General features: G+C 66.1%; 17 protein-coding genes. 7 read left to right on the top strand and 10 right to left on the bottom strand.

Translation table 11 applies throughout. The features are described from left to right. Complete coding sequence (gene hemF / locus AAIO73_RS03325) at window positions 1-843, bottom strand: oxygen-dependent coproporphyrinogen oxidase (protein WP_345876205.1); 843 nt, start codon at window positions 841-843, stop codon at window positions 1-3. A gap of 368 nt (window positions 844-1,211) precedes the next feature. Between hemF and kduI the strand changes: the two genes are divergently transcribed. The 6 genes from kduI to AAIO73_RS03295 all read left to right on the top strand — a co-directional run bounded on the left by kduI (window position 1,212) and on the right by AAIO73_RS03295 (window position 8,635). After that, the gene (kduI, locus tag AAIO73_RS03320) at window positions 1,212-2,051 is read left to right on the top strand and encodes a 5-dehydro-4-deoxy-D-glucuronate isomerase (protein ID WP_345876203.1); all 840 of its coding nucleotides are present in this window, start codon (window positions 1,212-1,214) and stop codon (window positions 2,049-2,051) included. Window positions 2,052-2,225: 174 nt separating this feature from the next. Next, complete coding sequence (gene kduD / locus AAIO73_RS03315) at window positions 2,226-2,981, top strand: 2-dehydro-3-deoxy-D-gluconate 5-dehydrogenase KduD (RefSeq protein WP_345876341.1); 756 nt, start codon at window positions 2,226-2,228, stop codon at window positions 2,979-2,981. Then, window positions 2,978-3,979, top strand: coding sequence for a sugar kinase (locus AAIO73_RS03310; RefSeq protein WP_345876201.1), 1,002 nt, complete (start codon window positions 2,978-2,980; stop codon window positions 3,977-3,979). Before kduD ends, AAIO73_RS03310 begins: the two co-directional genes overlap by 4 nt. A gap of 72 nt (window positions 3,980-4,051) precedes the next feature. Next, complete coding sequence (locus AAIO73_RS03305) at window positions 4,052-6,640, top strand: PAS domain-containing protein (RefSeq protein WP_345876199.1); 2,589 nt, start codon at window positions 4,052-4,054, stop codon at window positions 6,638-6,640. Further along, window positions 6,637-7,830, top strand: a complete 1,194-nt coding sequence (locus tag AAIO73_RS03300) for an MFS transporter (protein ID WP_345876197.1) — start codon at window positions 6,637-6,639, stop codon at window positions 7,828-7,830. The genes AAIO73_RS03305 and AAIO73_RS03300 overlap by 4 nt, the downstream gene beginning before the upstream one ends. 46 nt (window positions 7,831-7,876) lie before the next feature. Continuing rightward, window positions 7,877-8,635 (top strand): metallophosphoesterase family protein, encoded by a 759-nt coding sequence (locus tag AAIO73_RS03295; protein WP_345876196.1) that lies wholly within the window; start codon window positions 7,877-7,879, stop codon window positions 8,633-8,635. 328 nt (window positions 8,636-8,963) lie between these two features. On the opposite strand, the gene AAIO73_RS03290 is transcribed toward AAIO73_RS03295, so the two are convergent. From AAIO73_RS03290 to AAIO73_RS03275, 4 genes are all read right to left on the bottom strand, one after another. After that, window positions 8,964-9,713 (bottom strand): class I SAM-dependent methyltransferase, encoded by a 750-nt coding sequence (locus AAIO73_RS03290; RefSeq protein ID WP_345876194.1) that lies wholly within the window; start codon window positions 9,711-9,713, stop codon window positions 8,964-8,966. A gap of 161 nt (window positions 9,714-9,874) precedes the next feature. Beyond that, the gene (gene rpsI / locus AAIO73_RS03285) at window positions 9,875-10,435 is read right to left on the bottom strand and encodes a 30S ribosomal protein S9 (RefSeq protein ID WP_242115825.1); all 561 of its coding nucleotides are present in this window, start codon (window positions 10,433-10,435) and stop codon (window positions 9,875-9,877) included. Next, a complete protein-coding gene (gene rplM / locus AAIO73_RS03280; RefSeq protein WP_242115824.1) occupies window positions 10,435-10,914 on the bottom strand; it encodes a 50S ribosomal protein L13 in 480 nt (159 codons plus the stop codon). The genes rpsI and rplM overlap by 1 nt, the downstream gene beginning before the upstream one ends. Window positions 10,915-11,042: 128 nt before the next feature. Beyond that, window positions 11,043-12,083: a COX15/CtaA family protein gene (locus AAIO73_RS03275; protein WP_526023749.1), complete on the bottom strand. Its 1,041-nt coding sequence runs from the start codon at window positions 12,081-12,083 to the stop codon at window positions 11,043-11,045. 91 nt (window positions 12,084-12,174) lie between these two features. On the opposite strand from AAIO73_RS03275, the gene AAIO73_RS03270 reads away from it, so the two are divergent. Beyond that, complete coding sequence (locus AAIO73_RS03270; protein ID WP_345876191.1) at window positions 12,175-12,726, top strand: DedA family protein; 552 nt, start codon at window positions 12,175-12,177, stop codon at window positions 12,724-12,726. Here AAIO73_RS03270 and coaD read toward each other — a convergent pair. The 5 genes from coaD to AAIO73_RS03245 form a co-directional block, all read right to left on the bottom strand. After that, a complete protein-coding gene (gene coaD / locus AAIO73_RS03265) occupies window positions 12,723-13,223 on the bottom strand; it encodes a pantetheine-phosphate adenylyltransferase (protein ID WP_345876190.1) in 501 nt (166 codons plus the stop codon). The genes AAIO73_RS03270 and coaD overlap by 4 nt on opposite strands. Next, on the bottom strand, window positions 13,220-14,125 hold the full coding sequence (locus AAIO73_RS03260) for a polyprenyl synthetase family protein (protein WP_345876189.1): 906 nt from the start codon (window positions 14,123-14,125) through the stop codon (window positions 13,220-13,222). The genes coaD and AAIO73_RS03260 overlap by 4 nt, the downstream gene beginning before the upstream one ends. After that, a complete protein-coding gene (locus tag AAIO73_RS03255; RefSeq protein WP_055999565.1) occupies window positions 14,125-14,367 on the bottom strand; it encodes an exodeoxyribonuclease VII small subunit in 243 nt (80 codons plus the stop codon). Before AAIO73_RS03255 ends, AAIO73_RS03260 begins: the two co-directional genes overlap by 1 nt. A 299-nt stretch (window positions 14,368-14,666) precedes the next feature. Further along, on the bottom strand, window positions 14,667-15,185 hold the full coding sequence (locus AAIO73_RS03250; protein ID WP_345876187.1) for a DNA-deoxyinosine glycosylase: 519 nt from the start codon (window positions 15,183-15,185) through the stop codon (window positions 14,667-14,669). Next, the gene (locus tag AAIO73_RS03245; RefSeq protein WP_345876186.1) at window positions 15,149-16,315 is read right to left on the bottom strand and encodes a BaiN/RdsA family NAD(P)/FAD-dependent oxidoreductase; all 1,167 of its coding nucleotides are present in this window, start codon (window positions 16,313-16,315) and stop codon (window positions 15,149-15,151) included. The genes AAIO73_RS03250 and AAIO73_RS03245 overlap by 37 nt, the downstream gene beginning before the upstream one ends. Window positions 16,316-16,337: the final 22 nt, after the last annotated feature.

Raw genomic sequence — 16,337 nt, 5'->3', positions numbered from 1 at the left:
TCAGCTCCACGTCGCCAGTGGCGGAAGGCTCATCAAGATCGCATCGATGTTGCCGCCGGTCTTCAACCCGAACAGCGTTCCCCGGTCATAGACAAGGTTGAATTCGGCATAGCGCCCCCGCCATTCGAGCTGACGGGCGCGGTCGGCATCGTCAAACGGCATCGCCATGCGCCGCCGGACCAGCTGCGGATAAATCGACAGAAACGCCTCGCCGACATCACGGGTGAATGCAAAGTCGTCGTCCCAATCGGTCGACAGGTGATCGTAGAAGATGCCGCCGACGCCGCGATGCACGCCCCGGTGGGGTATGTAGAAATAATCGTCGGCCCACTGCTTGAACCGCGGATAATACGCCGGATCATGCGCGTTACACGCTGCCTGCATCGCAGCATGAAAGTCGGCCGTGTCTTCCGCATAGGGTATGGGCGGGTTGAGATCCGCGCCCCCACCGAACCATCGCTTCGTCGTCACGAGGAAGCGGGTGTTCATATGGACTGCCGGGACATGCGGATTGGCCATGTGCGCGACGAGGCTGATTCCGGTCGCGAAGAAACGCGGGTCTTCCGCTGCGCCGTGGATCGACTTGGCGAAGTCGCCTTCGAACGTGCCGCCGACCGTCGAGACATTGACCCCGACCTTTTCGAACACCTTGCCCTTCATCACCCCGCGCACGCCGCCGCCGCCGGGCGCGCCCGACGGATCGATGCGGTCCCATGGCGTGTAGGCGAAGGTCGCGTCGGATCCGGCCTCGCGCTCAATCGCCTCGAACGACGCGCAGATGCGGTCGCGCAGCGATTCGAACCAGCTACGGGCGGATTGTTGTTGAAGGTCGAGCGGTTGCATCGCCGCGCTTTGCCGGGCGGGGCGGCTGGGAGCAAGAGGACGGAATGTCTCAATCGGTCGAGGCACGTACACACAGCCTGCACGGAACCGAGAAACCGGTGTCATTAACACGGTAAGCACGGCCGGCGGGCGCGATCTTGGCCCAAAATAGTCCGCATAACGAACGGATGCATCATATTGCGGAACGAACGTTGCTTGATCCGGGCCACGCCGCCGGGCCGGAATATGACGCGAATCCGCCATTCCTGTATCGTAAAAACCGGTCGACGCGGCCAGCCAAGGGGGGTAGGACGGGTGCAACCGATGCGAACCGCCGGACCTGTCAGCAGCCGACGGGCGCTGATACCGGTTACCTGATGGAGAGAGTCATGTTCGACCGCACCTATTACGCGACCCACCCCGACATGATGGAATGCGTATCGAACGAGGAACTGCGCGACCGGTATCTGATCGACGGGCTGTTCCGCGAAGGCGAATGCGTCCTCAACTACACCCATGCCGACCGCTTCGTAATCGGTGGCGTCGCGGTCGGCGACGCGCCGGTCAAGCTGCCCGCGCAGACCGAACCGAAGTCGGCCGAGGGCCACCCGTTCCTCGAACGCCGCGAAATGGCGGTGGTCAATGTCGGCGAAGCCGAGGGCACGCTGACCGTCGATGGCGAGACGTTCACGCTCGGCAACAAGGACTGCGTCTATGTCACCATGGGCGCGACCGATGTCGAATTCGGCGGCAAGGGCGCGCGTTTCTACATCGCATCCTGCCCGGCGCATAAGGGCTTCACCACCCGCAAGCTCGGCATCGCCGATGCCAATGCACTCGACCGGGGTAGCCTCGAGGAATCGAACGAACGCACCATCTATCAGCTGGTAATCCCCGGCGTGTGCGATTCGGCGCAGCTGGTCATGGGTCTGACGGTCCTGAAGCCCGGCAGCGTGTGGAACACCATGCCGCCGCACATCCACGAACGTCGCAGCGAAATCTATTTCTACTTCGAACTGCCGACCGACAATGACAAGGTGTTCCATTACATGGGCGAGGGCGAAGCGATGCGCCATATCGTCATGGGCAACGAGGAAGCGGTCATTTCGCCGCCCTGGTCGGTGCATATGGGTTCGGGCACGCGCGCCTATGCCTTCATCTGGGCGATGGCAGGCGAGAACCAGGATTATACCGACATGAAAGTGCTCGACATCTGTCAGCTGGCGTAAGCGAAAGGTGCCGGGTTGCACCATATGGTCAGCCCGTTCCTACCGGACGTTATCCCAACGAAGGCTGGGATCTTCCCGTTGATAGTGTTCACCCGAAGCCGCACGAGGGCCGAGCCTTTGGTGGGGGCGATATCCTGACTGGTTTGCAACCCGCCGGGCGGAATACAAGGACCGATCATGAATCCTTTCGATCTTTCGGGCCGGGTCGCGGCCGTTACCGGCGCCAATACCGGCATCGGGCAGGCGATCGCGCTGGCGCTCGCCGCTGCCGGTGCCGATGTCGCGCTGATCGGGCGGACGCCCGCTACCGAGACAGCCGACAAGGCACGGGCGATGGGGCGCCGTGCGGAGATCGTCTCCGCCGACCTGTCGACCATCGCTCCGGTCGAAGGAGTCGTGTCACAGGTCGTCGACACGCTCGGCGGGCTCGACATTCTGGTCAATAACGCCGGCATCATCCGCCGCGCCGACAGCCTCGACTTTACCGAGGCGGACTGGGACGCAGTGATCGACACCAACCTCAAATCGGTGTTCTTCCTGTGCCAGTCGGCCGGTCGCCACATGGTGGCGCGGGGGCGGGGGAAGATCATCAACATCGCCTCGATGCTGACCTTCCAGGGCGGCGTTCGCGTGCCGAGCTATACCGCGTCCAAATCGGGGATTGGCGGCCTGACCAAGCTGCTGGCGAACGAATGGGCGGCAAAGGGCGTGAACGTCAACGCGATCGCGCCGGGCTATATCGCGACCAACAACACCGCCGCGTTGCAGGCCGACGAAACCCGCAATCGTCAGATTCTAGAACGCATTCCTGCCGGTCGCTGGGGTGCGGCCGACGATCTTGGCGGCGCAGCGGTATTTCTTGCCTCGCCGGCGTCCGACTATGTTAACGGCCATGTACTTGCGGTTGATGGGGGATGGCTGGCGCGATGATCCTGTGTTTTGGCGAATTGCTGCTACGGCTCAGCGCACCGGGGCGTGAACTGCTGATGCAGAGCCGCGGGTTCGACGTACAGGTCGGTGGCGCGGAGGCGAATGTCGCGGTCGGTCTCGCCAATCTCGGCCATGCTGCCGCCTTTGTCAGCGCGGTACCGGACAATCCGCTTGGGCGCGGTGCCGTCTCCGCCATTCGCGCCCAGGGCGTCGATTGTTCGCGCGTCGTCATGCGCGACGGTCGGATGGGACTATATTTCCTCAGCGTCGGTGCCGGCTTGCGTGCGTCCGATATCGTCTATGATCGCGCCGGTTCCAGCTTCGCGACCGCCCCAGCCACCACCTGGGACTGGGACCGGCTGCTCGACGGCTGCACTCGACTGCACCTGTCGGGCATCACGCCTGCGCTCGGGCCGGACAGCGCCGACGCGGCGATCGCCGCCGCCGAAGCGGCGCGCGCCCGCGGGCTGACCATCTCGTTCGACGGCAATTATCGCGCCCGGCTGTGGGAGGCATGGGACAGCGACCCGCGCGGCGTGCTGACGAAGCTGGTGAGTCTCGCCGACCTGTTGTTCGGCAACCACCGCGACGTGTCGCTGCTGCTCGGCCGCGACTTTTCGGGCGATGGCGAGGATCGCCGGCGTGAGGCGGCGATGGCGGCCTTCGCGGCCTTCCCCAACCTGAAGCATATTGCCTCGACGGCGCGCCATGTCGACGATGCCGACCACCATCGGCTGTCGGCACGGATCGATACGCCAGCAGCGGCGGTTCAGACCGACGAAATCATGATTTCGGGTATCGTCGACCGGATCGGCGGCGGCGACGCCTTTGCCAGCGGCGTGCTTCACGGCCTCATGTCGGGGGAGAGCGAGCAGGTCGCGGCCCAGTGGGGACTGGCGGTCGCCGCACTCAAACATTCGCTGCCCGGCGATTTTAGCTTGTTTCATCAATCCGATATCGATGCGTTTCTTGCCGGCGGACTGGACGTCCGGCGCTGATCCGACCATAGCTTATCGACAAGGGGGGGCGCGGCTGCGGAACGGCGGTTCGCGGACCACGTTTCTTGGACGATGCGAGGCGACGTGGATCAGGACGGGGGCAGCAGCCAGGCGGCACGGCGCAACGATCGTCGCATTGCCCTCGAAATCGCCGGCACCGACAGCGGCACCGATCCGTTCGTGGCAGCGGTCCGCGCGACGCGGATGCCGATGCTCATCACCAACCCGCGCCTGCCCGACAATCCGGTGGTGTTCGTCAACGACGCCTTTTGCCGCCTGACCGGCTATGACCGTGACTGGATCATCGGCCGCAACTGCCGTTTTCTGCAGGGCGAGGACACCGACCCTTCGACCGTCGCGCAGATTCGCGCGGCGGTGCAGGGCGAGCGATCGATCGAGATCGACATCCGCAACTATCGCCGCGACGGCACGTCCTTCTGGAACCGGCTGCTTTTGGCGCCGGTCCCAGACTCTGATGGCAAGCTCGCCTATTTCTTCGCCAGCCAGCTCGATGTCACTGCCGAACGCGACCGGGTCGATGGGCTGGAATCGAGCAACGCCGCGCTGCTTGCCGAACTCGCCGCGCGCTTCCGCGAACAGGAGGAGCGCGAGCGCGAGATGCTGTTCGCGCTGGAGGCGGGTCGGTTCGGCACCTGGGCATTCGACCGGACTACCCGCCAGTTGAGCATGTCAGCGATCTGCCGCACCAATTTCGGGTTCGACGCCGACTATCCGCCATCGCCCGCCGAAATCGCCGCTATTCTCCATCCCGACGATCGCGCCGCAGCATTGGCGGCGATCGAGGCGAGTCTGACGGGCGAGCCGCTGGAGATCGAGGTTCGCGTGTGCGTCCCCGGCGGCGAGACGCGCTGGATCGCCAGCCGTGGCCAGCCGACCCGCAATGCCGAGGGTGGGATCACCCGCCTGACCGGAGTGTCGATCGACGTCACCGTCTACAAACGGCTCGAAGGCATGCGCGCGGCGATGGCCGAGTTGAACGAGCTGCTGCGCCTGCTCGACGATCCGGTCGACATGACCACCGCCGCATCGCGCGTGATCGGTGAGGCGCTGGACGTCGACCGGGTCGGCTATGGCCTGGTCGATCGCGCGGCGGAAACGATCACCATCGAACGCGACTGGAACGCTCCCGGCGTGTCGTCCATCGCCGGGGTCCTGCAGTTCCGCGACTATGGCAGCTATATCGACGATCTGAAGCGCGGCGAGACGGCGGTGGTCGTCGATGCCCGCACCGATCCGCGCACCGCCGATACCGCCGGCCAGCTGGAACAGATCAACGCCCGCGCCTTCATCAACATGCCGCTGACCGAACTCGGTGGGCTGGTTGCGCTGCTTTACGTCAATCATGGCGAGCCGCGCGTGTGGCGCGACGACGAGATCGCGTTCGTCCGCGAAGTCGCCGAACGGACCCGCGCCGCGACCGAACGCCGCCGTGCCGAACGCGAACTGGCGGCGCTCGCCTCCTCGCTCGAGGAACAGGTCGTCGACCGGACGAGGGCGCTGGTGACGGCACAGGATGCGCTGCGCCAGAGTCAGAAGATGGAAGCGATCGGTCAGCTGACCGGCGGCGTCGCTCACGACTTCAACAATCTGCTGACGATCGTCCGTTCTTCGGTCGATCTGCTGCGCCAGCCCGCGCTCGTCCCCGAACGCCGCGAACGTTATCTGACTGCGATCAGCGACACCGTCGATCGCGCCGCCAAGCTGACCGGTCAGCTGCTCGCCTTTGCCCGCCGGTCGGCGCTTCAGCCCGAGACGTTCGACGCCAATCTGGCGGTCGACGCGCTCGGCGATATCGTGCGGACCCTTGCCGGGTCGCGGGTCGAGGTGACGATCGAGGCGAGCGGGGAGCCGGCCTTCGTCCATGCCGATCCAAATCAGTTCGACACGGCCATGGTCAACATGGCCGCCAATGCCCGCGACGCGATGCAGGGCGAGGGGGCGTTGACGCTGTCGGTCGCCTGTATCGACGGCATTCCCGCCGGTCCGACCGCGCCTGCCGTGCCGGGGTCGTTCGTCGCGGTCACCATCGCCGATAGCGGCAGCGGCATCGACGAGGAAACGCTGGGTCGCATTTTCGAACCCTTCTTCACGACCAAGGAACTGGGCAAAGGCACCGGCCTCGGGCTCAGCCAGGTGTTCGGCTTCGCCAAGCAATCGGGTGGCGAGGTGCGCGCGCGCAGCGTCCCGGGCGACACCCGGTTCATCTTGTACCTGCCGCGCGCCGCTTCCCCGGTCGGCGATGTCCCGACTGCGCGCAGCGATGCTGAACCCGGCGGCGGCAACGGGCTGCGGGTCCTGTTGGTCGAAGATAACGAAGCGGTCGGCACCACCACCACCCATGCGCTGGAGGCGCAGGGCTTCGTCACCATCCACGCGTCCGACGGTCAAGCCGCGCTCGACCGGCTGGCAGCCGATCCCGATGGCTTCGACGTCGTCTTTTCCGATGTGATGATGCCCGGGATCGGCGGTATGGAGTTGGCCGCACGGGTACGCGACGCCCACCCGCAGCTCCCGGTCCTGCTGACCAGCGGCTATAGCGATGTGATCGTCCGTCACGGCACCATGGGCTTCGACCTGCTGCACAAGCCCTATACCATCGGTCAGCTGGTCACCGCGCTGCGCCGGACCGCAGGGCGTTGACGTCGACCCCGGTCGGCATGCCGCGCGGCTTCGTCGCACTGTACACGCTCGCTTATTGCGGGCTGTTCGTCGCGTTCATGCCGTTCGTCTCGATCCTGTTGCAGGTGAAGGTGGCGGCGATCGATCCCGCCAATCGTGTGACCCTGTTGGGACAGGCGGTGCTGGGCGGCGCGTTGATCGCGAGCATCGCTAATATCGCCGCCGGCTGGCTGAGCGACATAGGCTGGCGTCGTAGCGGCAGCCGGCGCGCGCCGATCGCGCTCGGACTGGTGCTCATCGCCTTTGCCTTCGCGGCCGTCCATGCCGCTACCACGGCCCCCATGCTGCTCGCGGCGATCGCCTTTTGGCAGGTCGCGCTCAACCTGATGTTCGCGCCGATGGTCGCGGTCATGGCCGACGAAGTCCCCGATGGGGCCAAGGGGCGGCTGTCGGGCCTGCTCGGCATCTCGCATCCGATCGGCGTGCTTTCGGCCGCGGCGGTGACCGCGCCGGTCTTTGCCACCGAAGCCGCTCGGTTCACGGCCAATGTCGCGCTGGCGGTGGTAATGATCCTGCCCTTTCTGCTGTTCGCGCGCGAACGCGGTGCCGGCGGGACCCATGCCGAGGCCCCGACCGCGACCGCGCTCGCCCGCAGCGACCTCATTCGCGCCTGGCTCGCACGGCTGGCGATGCAGGTCGCGGGTAACGGCCTGACCGCCTACGCCTTTTTCCATTTCGCCGATCGCTGGCGGGGGCAGGGGGATGCCGCCGGACCGGTCGCACAGGCGATGGCGGTCGTGACCGGCGTGGTCGTTGTCGCCACCATCCTCGCCGGGCGCTGGTCCGATCGGGTCGGCGGGCGAAAGCCGTTTCTGGGCGGTGCCACCCTGTTGGTCGTCGTCGGCCTGATCGGCATGGCGCTGGCTCCCGGCTTTGCTGGCGCCGCGATCGGCTATGGCGTTACCCAGACCGGGCTGTCGATATTCCTCGCGCTACATTCGGCGCTGGCGATGCAGTTGCTGCCGTCGCCCGCCACGCGCGGACGCGATCTGGCGATCCTGAATTTGACCAACACCTTGCCGGCCTGCGTGCCGCCGTTGCTGGCTGCGCTGGTGCCGGCCGGGGCTGGGCTGGGAGCGGTGTTCGTCGCGCTGGCACTGGTCGCGGCAGCCGGCGGCCTGACTGCGCTCACCATCCGGTCGGAGCGCTAGGCTCCCTCGCGCGTTGGCTGCGTTCGAAGTGTTAGGGGAGCGCCCGATGATCCGTCTGTTCCATGTCAGCGACGTCCATTTCGGCGCGGAGGACAAGGCGGCGATCGCGTGGTTTGGCGAAGCGGTGAAGCGCGAACAGCCCGATGCGATCATCATGACCGGCGACCTGACGATGCGCGCCCGCTCCGCCGAGTTCGAGGCTGCCGCCGAATGGCTCGAAAGCCTCGGCCGCCCGGTCACGGTAGAGGTCGGCAACCATGATCTGCCACTCTACAATCTCTTCGCCCGCTTCGTCCGCCCGTACAAACGCTACAAGCGGCTCGAACGCATGATCGAACGCCCGCTGGAGATCGACGGCGTCGCGATCGTGCCGCTCAAGACCACCGCCCGTTTCCAGTTCCGGTGGGACTGGTCGAAGGGTTATGTCGGGCCGAAGGCGCTGGCACGAACGCTGAAACTGATCGATCGCGTGCCGAAGGGCGACCTGATCTTCATCGCCGCGCATCATCCGTTGGTCGATGTCGGCACCAAATCGAGTGGCGAGACCGATGGCGGGGCGGCGGCACTCGACGCGGTCGTTGCAGCTGGCGCCCATGCGGTGCTGTCGGGCCATGTCCACGACCCGTTCGATCTACCCTATCGCACTGCTAAGGGCCGGCTGCGCATGGTCGGCGCCGGCACACTGTCGACCCGCACCCGCCGCGATCCGCCCTCGTTCAACGAAATCCGCATCGAGGGACGGGAGTTCGAGACGATCGCACGCAAAATGGGCGCGCAGGACGAGCCGGTAACGATGGGCGGGTAGGGGGTCGCCACCATTCCCGTCGCCCGGGACCTGAACCGGGACCCGCTGCCTGTTCTGCGCGGCGCACGAAGTAACACCGCAGAGCGAGCCGAGACCTTTGTCCAATTCCGCTTCGCTGTATGTCGGCGAAGGCAAGAGCGTTGCAAAAGTCCCTCCTCGTACCCCGGCGAAGGCCGGGGTCCAGTTGGGAAGGCTTTTCCCGACCTTACCGACGTCCCCCAACTGGGCCCCGGCCTTCGCCGGGGTAAGGCGGTTTTCAGGTAACCGCGTGACTTTCGCCAAGGCCTCGAACAAGTCCGGAGTGAACCGGTAGCCAGACCTCGACTCGCTACGCCACCCGTCGCCCGATGAACGTCCCCTTGGTCCCGCGATTGACCAGCTCGAACCGGAAGTTCGGCCAGCGCCGCCGCCAGCGCTGCGCGACCACCCGTTCACCCGGCCGTGCGCCATCGTCGAGCATCACCACGCCGCCGACCGGCAACCGGTCGAACAGCGTCTCCGCCGCGCCGCGCACATAGGGGTGGATCGTCCAGGGCGGCCCGTCGATCAGCAGCAGGTCGACCTGATCGGGCAGCGCGTCGATATCATACCACACACCCGGCCAGTCGCCCGGCGCCTCGACCAGCGGCGCCGCGCGCAGATCGGCGGCGATGCCGTGTTCGGCCAGCCACTCGCGCGTCGCATCGACGAAGCCGGCATGCTGATCGAAACTGATGAGTTGCCCGCCGCCATGCTTGGCGAGCGCCGCGCCGGTCACCAGGCTCGACGCGCCGGTGCCTAGTTCGACGACGGTGCGCGGCCGGCTGGCGGCGATCTGCTCGACGATCAGCGAGAGATAGCCGGTATCCGCCTTCCAGCTTCCCAGATTGGGCAGCGCATCGGCGGCGAGGCCCAGTTCGGCCATCAACCGCGCCTTGTCGGCGCGCTTGCCGCCCGACAGGCTGCGCAGCAGCCACGGCCATTGGATCGCACCGAAGGCGATGGTGAACAGCTTGTCGGACAGGCTGCGACGCAGTTCGTCGGGCCACAGGTCCGAATCGGCAAGCGGCAGCAACGAGGTTTTGGCACGCGAGGTCATGGCGTCTCTTGGATTCCGGCTCCGCCAGCGTGCGGACGGGCACTCGCTATACGGTTACGGTACAAACGAAAAGGGCGGCCCGATACCGGACCGCCCCAAACGTACCGCGACTGGCCGCAAACGGGAACCTTCCGGTGTCCCGCGCGTGCGGCCTTGTCCGATTAGCGCTTCGAGAACTGGAAGCTGCGGCGGGCCTTCGCCTTGCCGTACTTCTTGCGCTCGACGGCGCGGCTGTCGCGGGTCAGGAACCCGGCGGCCTTGACCGGCGCACGCAGGATCGGCTCGTAGCGGGTCAGCGCCTGGCTGATGCCATGCTTGACCGCACCGGCCTGACCCGACAGGCCGCCGCCCTTGACGGTGCAGATCACGTCATACTGACCATTGCGGTCGGCAACGCCGAACGGCTGGTTGATGACGAGACGCAGCGTCGGACGTGCGAAATACACTTCCTGATCGCGACCGTTGATCGTGATCTTGCCCGAACCCGGCTTCAGCCACACGCGGGCCACGGCGTCCTTACGACGACCGGTCGCATAGGCGCGGCCATAGGCGTCGATTTCCTGCGCGCGCAGCGGCATGGTCGGACGGGCCGGCTCGACCGGAGCGGCGGCGGGGGCGTCGGTGCCAACTTCGGCGGCCGGAGCGGCCTGCTGGGCAGCGGCGGGTGCCTGCTGACCGGTCAGGTTCGCGAGGTCGGAAAGGGACTGGCGGTTGTCGGACATTATGCGCCCACCTTGTTCTTGCGGTTCATGCCCGCGATGTCGAGAACCTCGGGGTTCTGCGCTGCGTGCGGATGCTCCGCACCCTTGAAGATGCGCAGGTTGCGCATCTGCTCACGGCCCAGCGGACCGCGCGGAATCATCCGCTCGACGGCCTTTTCGAGGACGCGCTCGGGGAAACGACCTTCGAGGACCTTCTCGGCGGTGACCGCCTTGATGCCGCCGGCATAGCCGGTGTGCTTGTAATAGGTCTTCGTCTTCGCCTTGTTCGAGGTGAAGCGGATCTTGTCGGCATTGATGACGACGACATTGTCACCGCAATCGACGTGCGGGGTGAACGACGTCTTGTGCTTGCCGCGCAGCACGTTGGCGATGATCGACGCAGCGCGACCGACCACCAGGCCGTCGGCATCGACGATATGCCACTTCTTCTCCACCTCGTGCGGCTTGGCCGACTTGGTGGTCTTCATGAGCGCCTTCATGGGCGTTGGACCTTTCGGAGTTAACACGCGCCCGCCCCGAACCGGAGCGGTGCGAACGCCGGGCAATTGCCGAACGCTCGGCGGAAAGTCAAGCAAAGTGCGGCTTTGCTGACGGGTATCTAGATACCCTATGACCGCCGGCCGGTGGCATGCGCCGCCCATGTCGTTGCCACGACCAGCATCGCCCCAACGAACTGATGCAGCGCCGCCACCTCGATCCGCACCCCGGTCATCACGGTCGCGATGCCCAGCAGGATCTGGATTCCGAATGCGATATGTACAACCTTCGCTACCTTCGGATGGCCAACGCGTTTGGCGGCCCGTGCCAGCACGATCAGCGCCGCGACGGTCACCCATGCCCACCAGCGGTGAATGAAGTGAACGACATAGGGGTCGTTGACGATCGCATCGAGCGGTGCGCGCGCGGCCCATTCGTCCGCCGGAAAGAACCGTCCGTTCATCAACGGCCACTCGTTCGTCACCAGCCCCGCGTTCAGCCCGGCGACCCACGCCCCGAACAGCAACTGCACGAACAGGACCAGTCCCGCCAACGCGCCGATCACCGTCATCCGCGCCGGCCGTGCATAGCGATCCGCCGCCAGCTCGCGCAGGTCGAGCGCGGTCCACACCGTTCCCGCCAAGATGAACAAGGCGTTGAGCAGATGGACCGCCAGTCGAATGTGCGACACATCGGTCCGCACCGACAGCCCCGACGCGACCATCCACCAGCCGATCGCGCCCTGCAGCCCGCCCAGCGCCAGCAGCGCCAGTAACCGCCCCTTATAACCGGCTGGGATCGCGCCCCGCAGCCAGAACCACGCGAGCGGCAGCGCAAAGGCAAGGCCGATGATGCGGCCCAGCAACCGGTGGACATATTCCCAGAAGAAAATGCCCTTGAACTGCGCCAGCGTCATGCCCTGGTTGAGCAGCTGATACTCCGGAATGCGCCGGTAATTGGCGAACTCCGCTTCCCACTGCGCGGCGTTGAGCGGCGGGATCGTCCCCGACAACGGCTTCCATTCGGTGATCGACAGTCCGGATTCGGTTAGCCGGGTAATGCCCCCGACCACCACCATCGCCACGATCAGCGCCGCGACCCACCAAAGCCAGCGGGCGATTGCGCCCGGCCGGGCGCGCGAGGGAAGGGGAGGTGCGAGCATGTCCGGCATCTAGCGCTGGTACCGGTCGCACGAAAGGGGTGCGTTTCGCTTTACCCGCCGAGACTTGCCGCTACGGTGCCGCCATGCCGAAAGCCTGCCCATGACGATCGAAGCGCTGATCGCCCGCTACGGCCTCGCCGCATTGGTCCTCGGCGCGGGCATGGAGGGGGAAACGGTCGTCATCCTCGGCGGGATCATGGTCCAGCGCGGCGTCCTGCCCTATGTCGGCGCGATCCTTGCCGCCGCGATCGGATCGTTCATCGCCGACCAGCTTTTTTTCGCCGCCGGACGCCGCTTCCGCCATCACCCGCGGGTGGTCCGCTGGCAGGAAAAGCCGGCCTTCGCCCGCGCATTGACGACGTTCGAACGGCACCCGACGCTGTTCGTCTTCGCCTTCCGTTTCCTCTACGGATTGCGCACCGTCAGCCCGGTCGCGATCGGCACAACCCGCCTGCCGCTGACCCGTTTCGCGGTCCTCAACGGATCGGCGGCATTGCTATGGGCGACGATCTTCGTCTCGATCGGCTATTGGTTCGGCCATGGCCTCAGTGAACTGATCGGCCGCTGGCTGCCGTCGTGGCAGGTGCTGGCCGGCGGCGGCGTCGCGATCGTGCTGCTGGGCGGACTGACCTGGTGGTGGCGTCGGCGTTAGTCGCCCTTCCGCCCGATCCGTTCGACCCGGGCGACTACCTCTTCACACACTGCCGGCGACACGAATTTGGCGATCGACCCGCCATACATCGCGATCTCCTTGACCAGCCGCGACGCGATCGGTTGCAGCGATACGTCGGCCATCAGGAAGACCGTCTCGATCCGGTCGTTCAGCTGCTGGTTCATGCCCGCCATCTGATATTCATATTCAAAGTCGGCAACGGCACGTAAGCCCCGCACGATCACGCTCGCCCCCTGCCGCTCGGCAAAGGTCATCAGCAGCGCATCGAACGCGACGACCTGGATATCGCCCGCGACCCCCGCCACTTCGCGCTCGACCATGGCAAGCCGTTCATCGAGCGAGAACATCGGCGATTTCGACGGATTGGTCGTCACGCCGATGACCAGCCGGTCGACCAGCTTCGCCCCGCGCCGGATGATATCCATATGTCCGCGCGTGATCGGGTCGAAGGTACCGGGATAAACGCCGATCCTCACCGATCGCGCTCCAGTACGTAGCGGGCGATGGCGCGCAGCAGGTCGGCTTCGTGACCGAAGTCGCGCAGGTGCTCGATCGACTGTTCGACCAGCATCCGCGCCTGTTCGCGTGCACGGTCGAGGCCGAGCAGCGACAGGAACGTCTCCTTGCCGGCCTCGCCATCCTTCCGCAGCGCCTTGCCGACCGCCGCCTCGTCGCCTTCGACGTCAAGGATGTCGTCGGCGATCTGGAAAGCGAGGCCGATGTCGCGGGCGAAGCCACGCAGCGAGGTGCGCTGATCGGCGGGCAGCCGGCCGAGGATCGCCCCTGCTTCGACCGAACAGGCGATCAGCGCGCCGGTCTTCATCGCCTGCAACCGGGTGACGGTGTTGAGATCGAAGCTGGTTTCCTCCGCTTCAAGGTCCATCGCCTGTCCACCGGCCATGCCCGACGGCCCCGATGCATGCGCGAGGTCCGCGATCAGCTCGATACGGACATGGCTGTCGGGGTGCGTTGCTTCATGCGCGAGGATTTCGAACGCCAGTGCATGCAGGCAATCCCCGGCGAGGATCGCGGTGGCTTCGTCATATGCCTTGTGGACGGTCGGCTTGCCGCGCCGCATGTCGTCGTCGTCCATCGCCGGCAGGTCGTCGTGGATCAGGCTGTAGACATGGATGCATTCGATCGCGAGCGCGGCGCGCGCGGCACGTGTCCGCTCGACATTGAACAGCCGCGCGGTTGCGAAGACCAGCAATGGCCGCAGCCGCTTGCCACCGCCGATCGCGGCATGCCGCATCGCGCGATACAGGTTCGCGCGCGGATCGCCGGGAACCGGCAGCAGCGCATCGAACTGGCGATCCATCTCTGCCGAGATTTCGCGAAGGGCGGCGTTCAGCGACACCGGCGGCGCGATCGTCGCCATTATTGCGCGTCGAACGGCTGGGTCGAGGCGCGCCCTTCGGCATCGACCCGGATCGCCTCGATCCGCGCCTGCGCCGCATCGAGCCGCGCGGCGCATTGCGCGCGCAGGAGGTCGCCCCGGGCATAAAGGTCGATCGCGGTCTGAAGGTCTTCCTGACCCGTCTCCAACCGGCTTACGATTCCCTCGAGTTCGCGGAGCGCATCTTCGAAGGACAGGGCGGAAACATCGCGTTCGTCGGACATAGGCGACGCTATGGAGCAGGGGGCAGGGCGATTGCAACCGGCGAGCGATCGGCCACGGAAATTGCCGACAATTCAGGATGGATGCGATCGGCTCCGAACCGTTTCAGCAGGGGGCGTGCCCGGATATATTCTCGCCGATCGGATTGCTGCCAATTCGGCCTGGTCGAGCGTCGGGCGATGGCAACCGTCAGACAGGATGATGCTGGTCAATGCAGCGAACATGGTACCGGTTCGGACGGAAGCCATGGCGCTGGATAGGCGAGTGGGCACGGTGGTGTCAGCTACCGCCGTCCCACTTCCTACACCGTCAGATACGCCGCAATAGCGTCCCAAGCCGGCTGCTTGGCGGCAACGCCGACCGTATGCAAAGGGCTGCTTGACGGCAGGGCCAGCGTCTCGACCCCTTGCACCATCGTCCGTCCAGCTTTCCACGCCGTCCCGCCGTTGAACGCCACCAGTCGCAACGCTGGCAGGGTGGCAATCAGCGCGGCCACATCGTTCGCGGTCGCGTCGCGGATCGCGGCGTCGCTGCTGCCGGGGCGGGTCGCGCTCGCCACGACATCCCACAGCCCGATCCCCGCCGCCCGAAGCGTCGTCAGCCGCGCATCATAGGGAAGGGCGGGCAGGTCGACCCCGATCACCGGCGACAGCAACCGCCAGAACTGGTTCTGCGGATGCGCATAATAGCGCCCCGCCGCAAGCGACGCGTCGCCGGGCAGGCTGCCGAGGATCAACACCCGTGTCGACACGTCGACGACCGGCGGGAACGACGTCTTGCGGGTCACACCGCCTGGCCCGCTGCCCAGCCGCTCGACCACGCCCATTGGAAATTATAGCCGCCGAGCCATCCGGTCACGTCGACCGCCTCGCCGATAACGTACAGGGCGGGCAGGTGCTTCGCCGCCATCGTCTTCTGGTTCAGCCCGTCGGTCGCGACGCCGCCGACGGTCACCTCCGCCTTGGCAAAGCCTTCGGTGCCGTTGGGGTGGAATTGCCAGCCTGACAGCCGCCGTTCGATATCGCCCAGCACCGCATCGCGCGCATTGCCGATTTCACCCGTCACCTCGAACTTCCCCGCCAGCGCCTCAGCAAGCCGGTCGGGCAGGGCGGCTCCTAGTGCCGATCGCAGCCCGGCGCGGGGACGCGCTCGTTTGGTCGCGAGCAGCCAGCCGGGTGGCTGGTCGGGCACGAAGTCGATCGTCACTGCCTCGCGATGCCGCCAATAGGAGGACGCCTGCAAGATCGCCGGTCCCGACAGCCCGCGATGGGTGAACAAGGCCGCCTCGCGGAACTTCGCCTTGCCGGCTCCCGCCACGACCTCGGTCGCGACACCCGACAATTCGCGGAACAGCGCATCCTCGGGCGGGAGCGTCAACGGCACCAGCGCTGGACGTGGCTCGACCAGTTTCAGCCCGAAGCGTTTTGCCAGATCATACGCAAAACCGGTCGCGCCCAGCTTGGGGATCGATGGGCCACCGGTCGCGACGACCAGCGACGGCGCGGTGGCGCTTCGATCCCCCTGCGAGACGGTGAACACACCATCGGCATGGGTTACGTCGCGGATCGGCTGGCCCAGCGCGATGTCCGCGCCGGCTGCTTCGTCAAGCAGCATCGCCACGATCTGCCGCGCCGATCCGTCGCAGAACAACTGCCCCAGCGTTTTCTCGTGCCACGCGATGCCGTACCGATCCACCAGCGCGACAAAGTCCTGTGCCGTATAGCGGCCCAGCGCCGATCGCGCGAATTGCGGATTGGCCGAGACATAGCGATCCCAGCTTGCCCCGATATTGGTGAAGTTGCACCGCCCGCCGCCTGAAATGACGATCTTGCGGCCCGGCTCGGGCGCATGGTCGACGACCAGCACGCGCCGCCCGCGCTGCGCGGCGATCCCGGCGCAGAACAGGCCCGCACCGCCCGCGCCGAGGATGATGACGTCATGGCTGGTCATCGCCCGCCCTTCGCATGGCCGA

Origin of the sequence: Sphingomonas epibiotica (assembly GCF_039615155.1) — a bacterium.
GTDB lineage: Bacteria > Pseudomonadota > Alphaproteobacteria > Sphingomonadales > Sphingomonadaceae > Sphingomonas.
This window is presented reverse-complemented; position numbering and strand designations above follow the sequence as displayed.

Bases quoted from the DNA above. Each gene is read 5' to 3' on its own strand.
- kduI (WP_345876203.1), top strand. From the start codon at position 1,212: ATGTTCGACCGCACCTATTACGCGACCCACCCCGACATGATGGAATGC.
- hemF (WP_345876205.1), bottom strand. From the start codon at position 843: ATGCAACCGCTCGACCTTCAACAACAATCCGCCCGTAGCTGGTTCGAA.
- AAIO73_RS03260 (WP_345876189.1), bottom strand. From the start codon at position 14,125: ATGGCGACGATCGCGCCGCCGGTGTCGCTGAACGCCGCCCTTCGCGAA.
- AAIO73_RS03295 (WP_345876196.1), top strand. From the start codon at position 7,877: ATGATCCGTCTGTTCCATGTCAGCGACGTCCATTTCGGCGCGGAGGAC.
- AAIO73_RS03305 (WP_345876199.1), top strand. From the start codon at position 4,052: ATGCGAGGCGACGTGGATCAGGACGGGGGCAGCAGCCAGGCGGCACGG.
- AAIO73_RS03270 (WP_345876191.1), top strand. From the start codon at position 12,175: ATGACGATCGAAGCGCTGATCGCCCGCTACGGCCTCGCCGCATTGGTC.
- AAIO73_RS03290 (WP_345876194.1), bottom strand. From the start codon at position 9,713: ATGACCTCGCGTGCCAAAACCTCGTTGCTGCCGCTTGCCGATTCGGAC.
- rpsI (WP_242115825.1), bottom strand. From the start codon at position 10,435: ATGTCCGACAACCGCCAGTCCCTTTCCGACCTCGCGAACCTGACCGGT.
- AAIO73_RS03310 (WP_345876201.1), top strand. From the start codon at position 2,978: ATGATCCTGTGTTTTGGCGAATTGCTGCTACGGCTCAGCGCACCGGGG.
- AAIO73_RS03275 (WP_526023749.1), bottom strand. From the start codon at position 12,083: ATGCCGGACATGCTCGCACCTCCCCTTCCCTCGCGCGCCCGGCCGGGC.
- AAIO73_RS03245 (WP_345876186.1), bottom strand. From the start codon at position 16,315: ATGACCAGCCATGACGTCATCATCCTCGGCGCGGGCGGTGCGGGCCTG.
- rplM (WP_242115824.1), bottom strand. From the start codon at position 10,914: ATGAAGGCGCTCATGAAGACCACCAAGTCGGCCAAGCCGCACGAGGTG.
- AAIO73_RS03255 (WP_055999565.1), bottom strand. From the start codon at position 14,367: ATGTCCGACGAACGCGATGTTTCCGCCCTGTCCTTCGAAGATGCGCTC.